At 40.4% G+C, this 15,406-nt stretch carries 8 protein-coding genes and 1 pseudogene; 1 reads left to right on the top strand and 8 read right to left on the bottom strand.

Annotated elements, in window-relative coordinates; genetic code table 11:
* Positions 1–5: 5 nt before the first annotated feature.
* The 7 genes and pseudogenes from BT_RS17795 to BT_RS24735 all read right to left on the bottom strand — a co-directional run.
* The gene (locus BT_RS17795; protein WP_008767173.1) at positions 6–1,292 is read right to left on the bottom strand and encodes a glycoside hydrolase family 76 protein; all 1,287 of its coding nucleotides are present in this window, start codon (positions 1,290–1,292) and stop codon (positions 6–8) included.
* 28 nt (positions 1,293–1,320) lie between these two features.
* Positions 1,321–3,249, bottom strand: coding sequence for a RagB/SusD family nutrient uptake outer membrane protein (locus tag BT_RS17790; protein ID WP_008767174.1), 1,929 nt, complete (start codon positions 3,247–3,249; stop codon positions 1,321–1,323).
* Between the two features lie 12 nt (positions 3,250–3,261).
* Positions 3,262–6,693 carry a TonB-dependent receptor gene (locus tag BT_RS17785; RefSeq protein WP_048699137.1) on the bottom strand — a complete coding sequence of 1,144 codons (3,432 nt, stop codon included), beginning with the start codon at positions 6,691–6,693 and terminating at the stop codon, positions 3,262–3,264.
* Positions 6,694–6,853: 160 nt separating this feature from the next.
* Complete coding sequence (locus BT_RS17780; protein WP_008767176.1) at positions 6,854–8,056, bottom strand: FecR family protein; 1,203 nt, start codon at positions 8,054–8,056, stop codon at positions 6,854–6,856.
* A gap of 113 nt (positions 8,057–8,169) precedes the next feature.
* A complete protein-coding gene (locus BT_RS17775; protein ID WP_008762480.1) occupies positions 8,170–8,742 on the bottom strand; it encodes an RNA polymerase sigma factor in 573 nt (190 codons plus the stop codon).
* Between the two features lie 255 nt (positions 8,743–8,997).
* Complete coding sequence (locus BT_RS24740) at positions 8,998–9,930, bottom strand: family 43 glycosylhydrolase (RefSeq protein WP_224200667.1); 933 nt, start codon at positions 9,928–9,930, stop codon at positions 8,998–9,000.
* Positions 9,928–10,911: pseudogene (locus BT_RS24735) on the bottom strand (glycoside hydrolase family 43 protein); the annotation flags it as partial. The pseudogene BT_RS24735 and the gene BT_RS24740, both read right to left, overlap by 3 nt.
* A gap of 166 nt (positions 10,912–11,077) precedes the next feature.
* Here BT_RS24735 and BT_RS17765 point away from each other — a divergent pair.
* Positions 11,078–12,190 carry a glycoside hydrolase family 43 protein gene (locus BT_RS17765; protein ID WP_008767698.1) on the top strand — a complete coding sequence of 371 codons (1,113 nt, stop codon included), beginning with the start codon at positions 11,078–11,080 and terminating at the stop codon, positions 12,188–12,190.
* Here the strand turns inward: BT_RS17765 and BT_RS17760 are convergent.
* On the bottom strand, positions 12,187–15,135 hold the full coding sequence (locus tag BT_RS17760) for a glycosyl hydrolase 115 family protein (protein ID WP_011108855.1): 2,949 nt from the start codon (positions 15,133–15,135) through the stop codon (positions 12,187–12,189). The two genes, BT_RS17765 and BT_RS17760, sit on opposite strands and share 4 nt — an antisense overlap.
* Positions 15,136–15,406 lie beyond the last annotated feature (271 nt).

The raw sequence follows: 15,406 nt of genomic DNA, 5'->3' as shown, positions 1-15,406 counted from the left end.
TATACTTATTTATCGGTTGGAAACAATAACATCAGAGCAGGGATACCCGAGGCCGAATAACTTTCAACAGCATCACCTTCTACCTGTAGCTTGGTATAGTCGCCTCCGCATATATCACGCGTTTTGTCTCTGTTAGCCCAGCCGTAATTAATGTTGCGTTTCACAAAAGGTATATATTGCGTCTGATCACAATCATATACCAGCATTGCGATATATTGTGCAAAGACCGCAGTATAAATACCTTGCTCAGCACCTGTCTCAAAAGGCAAGAGGTCGAATGTTCCCGAAATCGTATTCATCGTATAATCCGCAGCCATTACTGCATTATCCAGATACTGTTTTTCACCAGTCGCTTTATAAAGCAGCACCGAAGCGCCAATATATGAAGCCTGATTGTATACATGATCTTTCCATGCAGGATTACCATTACCATGTCTGCTGTCCGCTACCTGTCCGGTAGTAACATCAACGAGGTTCTCCACTGCCCAGGCATAAATTTCTTTACCTTTAGCCAAATACTGTTCCTTCGTTTGATAGCTCGGATGGGAGTCTGTCGATTCTGTCCTTCCGGTCGGTACGTTGTTGTATAATGTCAGAGCTGCCACCACAGTCGGAAAGTTGATACAGGCCATCTTACCGTGGTCAGCTTCGTTAGGATTCGGATTCTTGATAGGTTGCCATTGCCAGAACATACCACCTCCCAGCCCTTTTTCAGGGTCTGCATAAGAACCGGTATCACCTACCTTCTCTGAGCCATACCATACACGGCCAAAGCTTTCTTCAGAAAGGCTCAGATATTCCTCAACTCCGAATAGCTCATAGGCACGTGCCAATGTAACTGTCCACCACATAATGTCATCATAAATAAACCAGCCGGTATTCTCGTTATTATCATCAAAATCAAAATTCGCATAATGAGCTTTATTGCCGGCAAACAGATCATCACAAAGCTGTTTAAATTTTTGTTCTTTCTGAGTATCACCCTCAGCCTTTGCACGCTTATAAGCATTCATTGCCATATCCCAGTAAGTCGGCTGACACCAAATTGCGGCAGCACCATTCCAACGGTCTACAGCTGCCTTGTCAGCAGTGCTACTTTTATATATAAACTTATTCTGATCTAACAGATGTTCATTAAATGCCTCATAAGCTTTCCATGTATCTGCGTTTGTATATTCAGGCACAATCTCGTAATCCGGAGTATAAGGTCTAGCTTCTTTATCATCATTACAAGACGACAAACAAAACGCACCTGAGACTAAGCATAATGCAGAAAATATATATTGTTTCATCATATATTGCGATTTATTAATCAATTAATTAAAAGCCTTCATTTTGAACCAGATTTTTATCAATATCAATTTCACTCTGCGGAATCGGGAAGAAGTATTGACGATCAAAATTACGGGAAGTGATTTCTGTACGTTTGTAGAACTCATTTCCATCATAGTTCACGTTCATACCATGCACTGGTTTGTTAAAGAACTCATTCGTCAGTCCCCAACGACGCACATCAAAATAGCGACAGTTCTCAAAGCTTAACTCAATGCGCTTCTCTTTCTGGATCAGTTTCATGATTTCACTGGTAGTGGTTGCTTTCGGCAAACTGGCAGTACCATATCCCGGAATACCTGCACGTTCACGGATCAGATTCATGTATTTCCAAATATCTGCATGACTTGGATCTACATATGCTAATGCTTCGATATAATCAAAGTAAATATTCGTCAAGCGGAGCAACACACAAACCAAGTTTTGATTACGGTCACCCGAATCCATATTCTTACGTACCAGATAGCCTGTACTGGTAAAGTCATTGTTACCCTGAGCCTTACCACAGTTTCCACTATAAGTGAAGTCAACTGTATAATCGCCTTCTGTACCTGAGAACCATTTAGAATTACTGAAAGTGATATCAGCATAGAAACGCGGTTCGCGGTTAACATACATATTGCGTGTTCCAGCCGGTGCATAAAGAGTACCATCTGCCGATTTATAGTCTGATGAAGAAGTGCCGTCCTCTTTATAGCCCGAAGCCTCATTGATAATCGGAGTGACACCATCAGCTGCATAGCCTGTAACAGGTGACATACCATTGGCCATAAAATAGGCATCAACCATCTCTTGTGTAGCTCCCAACAAACTGCCACCTCTGTAATCATTTGTATTACCTGACTTATTGGGCATACGATCATACTGCATAGTACCTGCCGCATTATCCATACGATAAAAAATCATTTCTTTGTTATTACCCATTTCTGAGAATAACGTTCTGATAGCACGGCGATAAGACTCATAAGGATTGAATCCCTCAGCATCAGGGCCTGCTACCGATTTTCCTGATTTATCTGTATACATCAATTGGAAACGATTGCCATAATCAGCGAAGAATTTTTGACATTCAGTAACTACCTTCTGCCAGTCAGCCTTGATAGTGGCTGCATCCGGTTGACTGGGGAATAATCTCGTCCCATCCGGATTTGCCATATCGGCATAATAAGTGCACTCTCCATTAAACAACCAGCTGGCACGATAAGTCAATGCTTCAATTATAAATGCCTGGGCTATAGCCTTGTCTATACGTCCCACACCTGTTGTTTTATCTGACGAAGCATCTTCCAGCAGACCAGCATTCTGTGCTTCTTTCAATTCGGACACAATAAAATCAAAACATCTGTCTACAGTGCTACGAGACAATTGCAATTCATTACTGGGAGTATCCAAAGCATAATCGTCTTCCAAAACAGGCACAGGACCATATGTACGAACCAGATAGAAGTAATAAATAGCACGCAGAGCTTTAGCTTCAGCTTTCCATTGTGCTCTTTCCGATGCCGTAAGCGGAGCCTGATCTACATATTTGGTAAATACAGCAGATTCATGAATACCCGAATACCAGCTTTTCCAACGATACAATACCATTGTGTTTTCGGTTGCATCAATAGAGTTATTATTGATCAGTTTGGCTTTATTGCCTGATGAAGTCCATTCGGTTTCATCACTCGCTCCGGTCCATGGTCCCGGTGTACGATACAAGCTGGTTTCATGTACCTGGCGCTGATTAAACTCATCCGGCAAGAAGGTATAAACATTCGAAAGATATTTCAATGCTCCATCTCTGGTCTTAAAAATTTCTTCCAAAGATAATCGGTCATCGGGCACTTGATCAAAATAATCTGAACAGGAAGTAAGTGTTGTCACAAAAAAGAGTGATAACATACCCAATAGTATATAGTTATATTTTTTCATTGTTATTGGTTTTTAGAATGTGAAATTAACGCCTACAGAATAAGAGGTTGTATTCGGATAAGAAGCACCGTTATCTGTATTCAACTCCGGATCCCATAATTTGAATTTGCTAAGAGTAAACAAGTTTGTTCCCATCACATAGACTGCCGCATTTTTCAAACGTACTTTATTCACCCAGTCTTTCGGTAAGTTATAGGAGATCTGCATTGTTTTTAAGCGCAGGAAACTAAAATCACGAACCCACCATGTACTCGGCTGGAAATTGTTAATATTACTGGAAGTTTCAGCTCCATAGGACAAACGCGGGTAAAAAGCATTCTGATTCGGGTTATCTTCAGTCCAGCGGTCATCAATATTGCTATACAGATTACCGGAACCGCCACCGCCGTTAAACGGTTGAATACTGCTACCGCTCATTATACGTTCTGCATCATGAGTACCCTGAAACATCATACCTAATGAAAGGTTCTTCCAACCCAGCGTGAAGCCAAAACCGTATACCATAGTAGGTACATCACCACGGCAGATATAAGTTTTATCATAAGCGTCAATCTGACCATCATTATTAAGGTCTTTATACTTGATATCACCCGCTTTTACCGTACCAAACTGAGAAGCAAACGGCTTCGGAGTAGTAGCTTTATTTGCCTGGGACAAAGACTCCCAACGTGCCATATCATCAATTTCAGCCTGTGTAAACAAACCTTCTGCGATATATCCTTTTTTTCCTAGAATATTCTGTCCATATTGATTCATCCAATCATAGCGTTGTTCCGGTAATTCACCTTCAATCCATTTATCCTTATTATAGGTAATATTACCGCGAATAGCAAGCGTCCAGTCTTTATTAAATCTTTTATTGTATTCTACTGTAGCATCGAAACCTTTATTTTCAACAATACCAATATTTCCATAAGGAGCAGATGTATTATATCCTAAGAATGACGGAATAGAGTTTTCACGTTTTAACAAGATATTTTCACGGCGCTCTTTGAAGATATCGAAGATTATTGAAAGATCATCATTAAACAGTTTCAAGTCAATACCTAAGTCTTGTTTGCGTGCTTCTTCCCAAATCAAGTCCACAGCCATATTCAATGTTTCATATCCTGAATATTTCGTCCCGTTAGGTCCCAGTTTATAACCATAGTCTCCATTTTCTTTCATCTGATTCAAATACATGAAACGACGGTCGGAAACATCACTATTACCGACTTTACCGTCCGTATAGCGGATCTTCAGGAATGATACGACCTTTGACAGCGGTTCCCAAAACTTTTCATTTGAAATCACCCAACCAACACCATACGCAGGGAAAGTACCATAACGATTTTTAGGAGAGAAGTTCTCCGCACCATTATAACCAATATTGAACTCTGCAAAATAGCGGTCTTTCCATGAATAAGTAGCACGTCCGGCAATACCCATCATACGATAAGGGATGGCATCTTCCAGTGTTCCTTTGGGATAAAGAAGTTTCTGTTGCTGATTAAAGAGGAATAATCCGCTTACACGATGATCGCCAAATGCGCGGTCGTAATTTAAAGAAGCTTCCAGATATGTTTTCTTATTACCACTCGTTTCCTGCTTATAACTCAAGACATTGGTGCCCGTATAGATTCTTTGCAGAATCGGCTGTCCGTCCAAGTCATAAGGAACATTCGTATCCAAGAAATAATAAGTAGACTCTGCACGATCCTGATGAACATGTATTTCATTATATACATCGAATGCGTACATAGCTGTCAATTTCAATCCCTTAGTAAGCATATCCAGGTCTTGCGTAATGCGTAAATTAGAATAAATCTGATTCTTGGTCAGATTATCATATCCACGACGTGTAGCTTGTGAATAAGGGTTGTTGAAGTTGTTATTGGTGGAACGCCCCGGAATATATGCCTCACCGTTAATAAAGAACATTTTCGGATATTCTACCGGAGAAATGGACATAGCAGCATTATACAAGTCTTTGGAAGATATGGCCGGATAATTACCTTCACCCAGATAACCCTGAGCACCAATTTCCACTTTAGTTGTCGGAGTCACATCGATACTCAGATTGGTAGTAAAGTTATAGCGGCTATACTTCATCTTTGAATCAAAGGTATTGATGCTCTTATCTGTCACTGTCATACCAGTCTCATTGAAGTAGCTGACCGAAGCGTAGTATGAAACTTTCTCACTACCACCACGTACATTCACGTTAACACGACGATTGTGTCCCCAATCATTAAATATCTCATTCAGCCAGTCCACATTCGGATACAGATACTGGTCTTTACCTAAGATTGTATTCTGGATTTGTGAATCTGTAAATTTAGTTGCCAGTCCATCATTTCTTAACGCTTCATTAGCCGCCTTCATATAAGAGACACCATCTGTCAAATCCACCATTTTAGTGAAACGGGTAAATGATTCATAATAATCAGCACTAATTGTCGGTTTACCTATTTTACCCGGCTTTGTTTTGATTATGATTACACCATTCGCACCACGTACACCATAAACAGCAGTTGCTGATGCATCTTTCAAAGTAGTCAATGATTCGATATCTTCAGGATCAATATCGTTGAATGCACGTTCTACTCCGTCCACCAAAATCAAGGGAGTAGCCGTATTGGGAGTAGCAATACCACGAATCCAGATATCTGCTGCATCTTTTCCAGGCTCACCTGTACGTTGTACAGCAACTACACCAGCCAGACGACCGGCCAAGGTGGTAGTCAAACTAGCCGAAGGAGTTTTTATATCTTCCAGCTTCATACTGGATTGTGCACCGATATTACTGATTTTACGTTGTGTACCGTAACCGACAATCACAGTTTCTTCCAGTTCGTTTACCTGTTCTTCCAGTACAACATCATAGATATTTGTAGATGAGTTTATTCTTACCTCCGAAGGTTTAAATCCGATATAAGTAAACTTAAGAACAGCATTCTTCTTGCTGACACGCAATTCAAATAACCCATCCATATTGGTTATTGAACCATTGGTATCTCCATCCACAGTAACATTCACACCAATAAGTGGCTCTCCTTTGGTGTCCGTTACACGACCTGTGATTTTTCGAGCATTCTGTTGTTGCGCGGCAGAAACGGCAGCTGACTTTCCTGAGATAAAAACTTGTCTGTCAGAGATTCTATAAGTACAGGACGTACCTTCAAAGAGTTCAGTAAGGATTTCGTCTATCTTCTTGTCTTTGCTATCAATGGATACCTTACGATCCAGATTTATTGCATCATCCAAATAGAAAAAGACAAACTGGCTGGTTTTCTCTATTGTTTGAAAGACTTCTCTCAACGTCTTATTGTTCACGTTCACCGAGAGAGTTTTGAGCTGGGAATAATTATTGTTATTAGCGAAAGAATAACTTACTCCCAAAAGTAAGAAGCAAAGAAATAGCTTGAGTATTTTGCTCTTTCTTCCCTTAATTGAATTTTTCATATTAACAATGTCCAAATTTCTCATAATATTATTATTTTATAACTTAATACTTACAGGCATATGAGCCCCATCTGGATAATACAGCAGTATTATCCACTCTTTATAAAAATCGCCATAAATTCTTGAGATTTATTTTATTAATTACTATATTTTTCTGTGTCTATTTTTTCACGACCCGATAAGTTTTATACTGTCCATCATAGGCATAAGATATTGGTGCTACAAAGGTTAATCCATTAATTACTGTCTCAAAGTTGTCTTTCAAATCAATTTTTCCGGAACATTTTATCTTACTTAGCGCTGAGTCAAATTCGACATTTATTCCATAGTAAGTGGACAGACGTTTCAATACAATTCCCAAATCGGCACTATTGAAACAATAGAGACCATTTACCCATGAAATCATTTGTTCCACATCTACCTGTGAAATATTTTCCTTCCCTTCTACAGAACTGAACATCTGGTTAGGAGCTAAAATAGCTTTTGGGGTTTGCGTCGTCTCAACCTGCACACACCCTTGAGCCAGCACCACACTGCGAATTGGCTCAGATTCATAAGCTGTCACATTGAATTTAGTACCCAGCACCCTAACGTTCATATCTTTAGTACGTACATAAAAAGGACGTTCTTCATCTCTAGCTACTTCAATATAGATTTCTCCGTCAACATAGATTTCGCGTTTATCCTTTTCAAATTCTGTAGGATAAATGACTCTGGTACCTGCATTCACCCATACTTTAGAGCCATCAGAAAATGTCAGTACAGAACGCTTTCCACGTGGGATAACCAACTGATTATAAACCGCCAGTTCTTTTTTGGATATATTTTCTTCGTTAGCTTTAATTGCTACAGAATCATAGGTAATTGTAGTCTCTTTTTCTTTCAGACTTACGACTTTATCTTCTGCCAGAATCAACAATGTTTCCTCTGTAGCCGGTAATTCGGTCTTAGTCTGAACTGCAAATGTCGCAATATCAGGAGCCAAAACCGCCTGATAATTCTTTAATAAAAAGAAACTACCAACCAAAATAGCTACACTGGCTGCGGCAGTCAACCCTATCAGAAAAAAGTTTTTATGTTTAATCTTATCATTTTTAATATTTGTTGTCTGGATATCAGCCCACAACTCTCCCAGTTCCTGATCCGAAAGCAAATCACCTTCTGAAGTAGAAATCGTTTCTATATATTCTCTTGCCGCAAAATAATCATCTATATTAGAAGGAGTAGATTTCTCAAAACGATCCCAAAACTCTTGTATCTCTTCTGTTGGATATTTAACAGAAGAAATAAAAAAATCATTTTGAAGGAATTCTTCAAAAGTATATCTAGAAAAATCAGTATGTTTCAGTTCTGAATTAATCATTTTTATTGTCTTTACATTAGGATAACAGTTCTACTTTGATTTTATACTCACTTTTCTCAAACTATTTTCGATATTTTTTTGATGGGCAGGAAAAAGCTGAATATTCTTCTCTCCTATTCTCGCTTGAATAGATTCCGTACACGCCCCAAAGCCCGCTGGATAGAGTTAGATACAGACTGATAATTCATGTCCGTGATTTTACTAATTTCATCAATACTCATATCCTTAATATACCGATAATAAACAATTTCACGTTGCCTGGTGGTTAAGGAGGACATCATAGCATGCACCTTCATATGAGTATTCTTCTCTTGTTCCTTATTTATATAAATAGTTTCCGGAGTAGAAAAATGCTCTTCGGACTGGTCTTCTTTCTCATCAGCTTCGTCCAATGAAAAAGAATCAGATGTTTTCTTTAACGCATTAAAGAGTGTATTTTTCAGTGCCACCATCAAATAAGCTATAATGTTATCAGTAGGGGTTAATTTGGCACGGTTGGTGTAAATCTTCACAAACACATCATGAATACAATCTTTGACCAACTCCCTGTCCGAAGTATACAGTAAACCATATCGGAACAGCTCTTGTACAGTCTGATTATATATTTGAGAATACGCACTCGAATCTCCTTCGAGAAACCTCTTCCATAAAAGAGAATCAGAGAGAGTGTGTATATCTGAGGCCATCTATAACAAGTTTATGAGTTTACAAGGACAAAAATAAAACAATAAATCAAAAAAAAGCCCACCTTTATAGAAAAAGTTAATTGCAAAGAGAAAAGCCATCATTTCCTATAGATAAATAGTTTTCTCTTTGCAATTTCCCCAATACTTTTTCTATTCTGGATAAAGTGTCTGGATAAAATTTATTTGTTTAAACTTCAACTACATTTTATATGCTCATTTTTCATTGTAAAGAAATGAATAGCCATATGAAAAAACTTATCTGAAGTCCGGAGCAGCAGTCTCCAAGGAAGGTACAGCGCCTTTCACAAACGGCCAGCCACCTTTCCACTGCACACGATCCATCATCAATACACGGCCCTCCGGATTAGCAACACTGACCGCATGATAGAACATCCAATCGTTTCCTTTCTTATCTGTCACCAGTTCAGAATTATGCCCCGGACCGACAAATGCCTTATTCTTCTGAATCAATATCTCATGATGATTATCTGACATTGAACGCCCTTTCTTGTCAACATAAGGGCCGAACAGATTCTTCGAACGCCCCACAACTGTAGTATATGTGCTCTTCAAACCTTCACAGCAGCGGCCGATGGAAGCAAACAAATAATAATAACCATCCCGTTTATGAATATACGTACCTTCATAAGCAGTACCGGCTATTTGCTCTATTGGAGCACCTTTCTTCAAAGAGAGACCATCATCTGTCAGTTCCGTACCATATATTCCGTGGAAGCTCCCCCAAAAAAGGTATTTCTTTCCATTATCTTCAATATAAAAAGGATCAATGCAATTCTGTATATTGATTTCATTGCTCCGGAATAACTTACCCAAATCAGTAAATGGTCCTTCCGGCTTATCAGCAGTAGCAATACCAATACCACATGTCCACTCACCTCCCCAAGTGGACATAGAATAATACATTACGTATTTATCACCGATTTTATTAATATCCGGTGCCCATATTCTCCCTTTAGGTTCGAAGTTTGGACGGGTAGCATCTGTAAAAGCAGTACCTACATAATACCAGTTTACCAAGTCTCTTGATCGATGAATAGGTACATTTTTAATACTTTCAGTTGCGTATAGATAGTAATATTCATCGTCTCCTTTTATAATAGTAGGATCGGGCAAACTAAAGTTTATTACAGGATTAGCATATGTTTTAGCGCGAACAGGGGTTGCCAAAGGGCTAGCTCCTACTCCTTCAAAAGTCATACGGACAGGCTCTATTTTTCCGTCTTTATTAAAATACATACGGTCTATACAAGTTGCACGGCTGTTCGCTGCAGTTTCGCCCAACGGACGACGGTGATAAATGATATACCATTCATCTGATCCGGGACCTTTAACTACCGAATGATGACCAGCACCGGTTGCTATATTAGTATCTTGCTGCAGAATTTTTCCGACTCTTTCAAACGGACCGAACGGTGAATCCGCAATGGCATAGGCTACACTATAATCCGGACCTCCCCAGCCACCTTCCGACCACATAAAATAATATTTTCCATTATGTTTCAGCATAAACGGCCCTTCCACATAATTTTGGGGAGTCACTTCCTTATAGATAGTACCATCCTCAAAAGGTACAATACTCAATAAATCCGGTGCCATCTTCACCATATTACAATGTCCCCAACCACCATAATACATATAATATTGTCCATCATCATCCTTAAATACAAACTGATCAATCGGCTGAGCACCATTTACAATCTTATCAATCAACGGTTTTCCCAACGCATCTTTAAAAGGTCCTGCAGGATTGTCTGCTACAGCAACTCCAATTCCGCCTAACTCATTATTATTTTGGATATCATTGGCTCCGAAGAAGAAATAATATTTATCATTAGCATGGATTACTGCCGGGGCCCACAATGCACGTCTGAGCCAGCTGATATTTTCTTTGGAAAGTACTTTCGGATGCTTGGTCCAGTTTACCAAATCTTTTGATGAGAAAGCATCCATGAATATCTGATCATCATAAGCGGCAGAATAGGTAGGATAAATCCAGTATTCGTCTCCAAACACAATCCCTTCCGGATCGGCATACCAACCAGGGAAAATAGGATTACCACTCGTTTTCGGAAGCTTACTTTTGTTTTGGGCAGATATAGATACAGAACAGCAAATTACACAGAAAAGAAAAAGATGTCTAAGTTTCATATATTATTTATTTAAAAGTTCACTTCGCAAAGATGAGAAAAAACAAAGAAAAGTTTCAGAAATTACAGTTCATTTAACAACAAAAACTGACCATTCTACTTCCATTTGCATGATTTATCAATATTTTATGCTTACTTTGCATTGTCATTATCAAATGAGAAGTACCATGAGAAGCAGATTGTTTTTATTATCCATTATCTTATTAATCGGTGTCTCTTGCCAGCATAAGAAGGCTACAACAGAGAAAGAAACTGTAGCCGCAGGAAATACCTATACGAACCCGTTACTTGAACGTGGAGCAGAGCCATGGGCTATTTTTCATGAAGGCAAATATTATTATACACAGGGCTCAGAAAACAGAGTCATACTTTGGGAAACCGATGATATAACAGACCTCTCACATGCTACTCAAAAAGATGTATGGATACCCACCGACCCCAGCAACTCCTATCATCTGTGGGCACCCGAAATTCATCGTATAAATAACAAATGGTATATTTACTTTGCCGCAGACGACGGCAATATGGATAATCACCAGATTTATGTTGTCGAGAATGAAGCCGCCAACCCCATGGAAGGAACATTTGTGATGAAAGGACGCATACAGACAGATAAAGACAACAACTGGGCAATCCATGCCAGCACCTTTGAACATGATGGCCAACGCTATATGATATGGTGCGGCTGGCAAAAACGAAGGATAGACAGTGAAACCCAATGTATCTACATCGCTACTATGAAGAATCCATGGACACTGTCTTCTGACAGGATTCTCATCTCCAAACCTGAATATGAATGGGAATGCCAATGGGTAAATCCGGATGGCAGCAAAACAGCCTATCCGATACATGTAAACGAAGCACCCCAATATTTTGAATCAAAGAATAAAGACAAAGCATGCATCTTCTATTCAGCCAGTGGTAGCTGGACTCCTTATTATTGTGTCGGATTACTGACTGCAGACGCAAAAGCTAACTTACTCAATCCGGCTTCCTGGAAGAAGTCTCCGGTTCCGGTACTACAACAAGACCCTGAAAACAATGTATACGGTCCCGGCGGAATATCTTTCACTCCGTCTCCGGATGGGAAAGAATGGTATATGCTATATCATGCCCGCCAGATACCGAATGACGCTCCTGGCGCATCCGATTCCCGTTCTCCCCGTTTACAGAAGATAGACTGGGACAAAGACGGAATGCCCGTGCTGGGAACCCCTCAAAAAGAAGAGGAACCAATGGCAAGGCCATCCGGTTCCCCTATTCATAAAAAACAGAACTAATTACAGATTGTACTCTGAGGGCCGAGATAAGAACGCTTCATTCCTCCCAAGTCAATGACAATCTTTTGAATAACGACGCCCGGATCACCACAGCGTATCTGCAAAGTGTGCTTACCGGGCTTCTTTACATACAAAGTAGACTTATTCACTCTGCAATTCTTCAATACGCTATCATACCAGATTTGAGAATATTCGATAGCTGAAGTAGAAGGAGTAGAAATGGAACCATCATCTATACGGACACTATACTTTGTATCCGAGTTAGTATGTTCCGGCAATTTGTAGTCCCGCTCAGCATGCAAGGGAAATGTCGGCAAAACATACGTATATACATCATAAATCCCGGCATTAAATGTATAGAAATCATATTCCACCCTGGGGACATCACCTGCACGATACATTTGTAAGGGAGCTGTCGGATTCCCCAACTGCAAAGAGCGCCCCTCAAAACCAAGTCCCGGAAGGATACTCATCCGAATGTCATTACTCTCAAACTTCCGGTGGAAATCGGCTGCCGGAATAGAAATGTAACCATTCTCCTCTACATACAATCCTTGTACTTCTGTGCGTGCAGGAGACTCAGGATTGAATACAGAAACCAGTACAGTCTCCTTCTGGGTGCCGGAAGTTATATCAATTTGTCCTTTCACCTTTTCTCCTGCCGGCACCTTATCCCAGTCAACAGATATATAGATACGGTTTTCCGCAGACGTCTTACCACTTTTCTGAGAGATCAGTATCCAGTCTTCCGAAGGCGTGATACTCCAGCTTAGCTCTCCGGTCCCCTGATTATATATATCTATCCAATGACTTTTACGTGAATAAGTGCTGTAGGCGGGCAATGTATGAAAACTCATTCCTCCTTTATCCAAATTTTCGCTTTCTGCCTGAAGCCCCAGCTTAGGAAAGCCAACAGGTGTGTATTCCTCTTCCATCAATGGGATCATGAAATAGGAACTCGTACCATCATAGTTCTGTTTTAAAGACATCATGTGCTTCCATTTTCCATCCAGCAGAGAGTTGTATCCATCGGTTATGATTTCGAGACTATCATGATAGCACTTCACCTGAGCCTTAAGCCGATTGGCGGCAGCACGTTGCTGACGGACATACTGACGGTAAAACTGTCCTTTGATGGTCATATGATTCATCAGTTCGGCCCCTTTCACCGGATAGTATAATAATTGATAGAAAGCCGGTTTACTCTTTTCGTCCAATGAAGCTAACAAATCCTCCGTTTTTTTCCCAATACGGCTATACTCAGTCAAGCGTCTTTCCGCTTCATTATAGTTAGCAAAAGAGAACTCCGTATCCGTACGTTTCTCTCCGCCTCCCCAATAGTTATTCCAATATCCCCAGCCCATGTACTCCGGCTTTCTGGAAAAAGCCAAATTTATATGAGAACAAGTTATATCTTCCAATGTATCGTAGTACTCCTCACCAAACATCTTTGCCAGCCAACGTGCCGGATAAGTGGCGACATTATCCGCATTGAAGCTGTCTATATCATAAGCCATATCAAGGAAAAGGGAGATTTGTGTTTCAGCCCCTTTCAAGTCTCCGCAATTCGCCAGCCAGACACGATCGGCAGTGGTATCATACGCCTTACGAAGTTCTTCATACATCAATGCCGGAGGGGTAGTACTATACCACAAATAGCTATGAGGAACACCCAAATAAGATATATGATAGTAAACGCCTGCACGTCCGGAGCGCTTTTGCTCCTGCGGACCACTCAGACGTTTCATATAACCGAAATTATCATCCGCCCAGATAATTGTAACATCATCCGGCAATTCCAGTCCGTTCGAATAGATTTCCAGCACTTCCTTATAAGGCGTAAATGCCTGTGGGATTGTTTCAACAGGTTTGTCGATATGCCGGGCAATGATCTCTCTCTGAGCATTCAGTGCACTTTCCAGCATCTTAACCTTTTCCCGCATCGGCACATCTCCGCCACCCATAGCTGCATCATGCAAGCCTCTTAAAGCCAGCGTATATACATTTTCATACGCACAGTTTTCCTTCACACGATTACTCAATACCTCGTTGATCTTATCTTTGTTCTTGTTATAATCCCATGGTCCCATCGTCTTGCTGTCCCATTCGCTGGCAGTGTTCAGCAATAACGGTTCGCAGTGACTGGACCCCATAACAATGGCAAAGGTATCAGCTACCAGTTTATTTTCCGGTATCTTATAAAATGCGGTAGAAACGGGGTGCATGGCCGGTGCCAGATGATTAGCTTTCAGTCGCAGCAACAGCTCGCATATTTTGGCATAGGTACGAGGACCGATATTTCCTCTTTCTTTCTCGAATGTCTTGGCAGCCCAAGGTTTCAGTCCCCAGTCTTCGTCATTTAAGAAAATTCCTCTGTACTTCACCGAAGGAGTCTTGGACAAAGTGGCGGGGGCATCGACATAAAGCGTCTTATGTTTCTTCACCGGAACATCAGCCCACCAGTACCAAGGAGACACTCCCATCATTTCCGAAAGCGAAAAAAGTCCGTACGCAGCTCCCCGCCTGTCGCTCCCCGCTACTACCAGCGCTTTGCTGACTCCGGGGAATGGACGGGAAACCGTCTGAATCAGAAATCGTTCCCATGTCCCTTCCAAAGAAGAGATATCTAGCTTGCCCTTCTCAGCTAACTGGCGGATCAGCCGATTTTTCTCAACTGTACCCACAATAATAATCTCTTTGTCGCCTTTCAGTTTGTCCGTCAACCGTAATTGTTGTCCGGTCACTGATTCGACGTCCGAAACAAAAAGCTCCGCAGTCTTACGTACCACCAAATAGTCATCAGTATCATAAACTACTACAGCTTTCGCTTTCGAAGTAACCAAGGGAAAAGCATACTTACTCTGAATAGCATTCTCTTTAATGACTACCTGCGACTGTAGGGCAGAAGTAACCGACAATACTACTAATAAAAAAAGAATTCTCATTGATAAAGTTTATTATAGTTGTTTTTCAGTTTATTTACGACTATCCGCGGAAACATACGATTGTTCTCCCTCCAAAAGTCATAATTATCTCCGGTAATATAAGCTACTTATTATTCAATTAAGGACAAAAAATAACCATTATCGCATAAAAAACTGTCATTCACTATAAAATGACGAGCATTTATCATTTATTGAACAGCAAATTTCCTTTATTCTTCTCTGATTAGCTTTTCTTTGCAATATTCCTTTTATGAATATTAATTCTTCTATT

Source organism: Bacteroides thetaiotaomicron VPI-5482, assembly GCF_000011065.1.
Taxonomy (GTDB): Bacteria; Bacteroidota; Bacteroidia; order Bacteroidales; family Bacteroidaceae; genus Bacteroides; species Bacteroides thetaiotaomicron.
The sequence above is the reverse complement of the archived record's forward strand: the minus strand, read 5'-3'. Positions and strand labels throughout refer to the sequence as shown.

What these genes read in the sequence shown, in the direction of transcription:
- BT_RS17795 (WP_008767173.1), bottom strand. Translation starts at nt 1,292, where the DNA reads ATGAAACAATATATATTTTCTGCATTATGCTTAGTCTCAGGTGCGTTT.
- BT_RS17790 (WP_008767174.1), bottom strand. Translation starts at nt 3,249, where the DNA reads ATGAAAAAATATAACTATATACTATTGGGTATGTTATCACTCTTTTTT.
- BT_RS17785 (WP_048699137.1), bottom strand. Translation starts at nt 6,693, where the DNA reads ATGAAAAATTCAATTAAGGGAAGAAAGAGCAAAATACTCAAGCTATTT.
- BT_RS17780 (WP_008767176.1), bottom strand. Translation starts at nt 8,056, where the DNA reads ATGATTAATTCAGAACTGAAACATACTGATTTTTCTAGATATACTTTT.
- BT_RS17775 (WP_008762480.1), bottom strand. Translation starts at nt 8,742, where the DNA reads ATGGCCTCAGATATACACACTCTCTCTGATTCTCTTTTATGGAAGAGG.
- BT_RS17765 (WP_008767698.1), top strand. Translation starts at nt 11,078, where the DNA reads ATGAGAAGCAGATTGTTTTTATTATCCATTATCTTATTAATCGGTGTC.
- BT_RS17760 (WP_011108855.1), bottom strand. Translation starts at nt 15,135, where the DNA reads ATGAGAATTCTTTTTTTATTAGTAGTATTGTCGGTTACTTCTGCCCTA.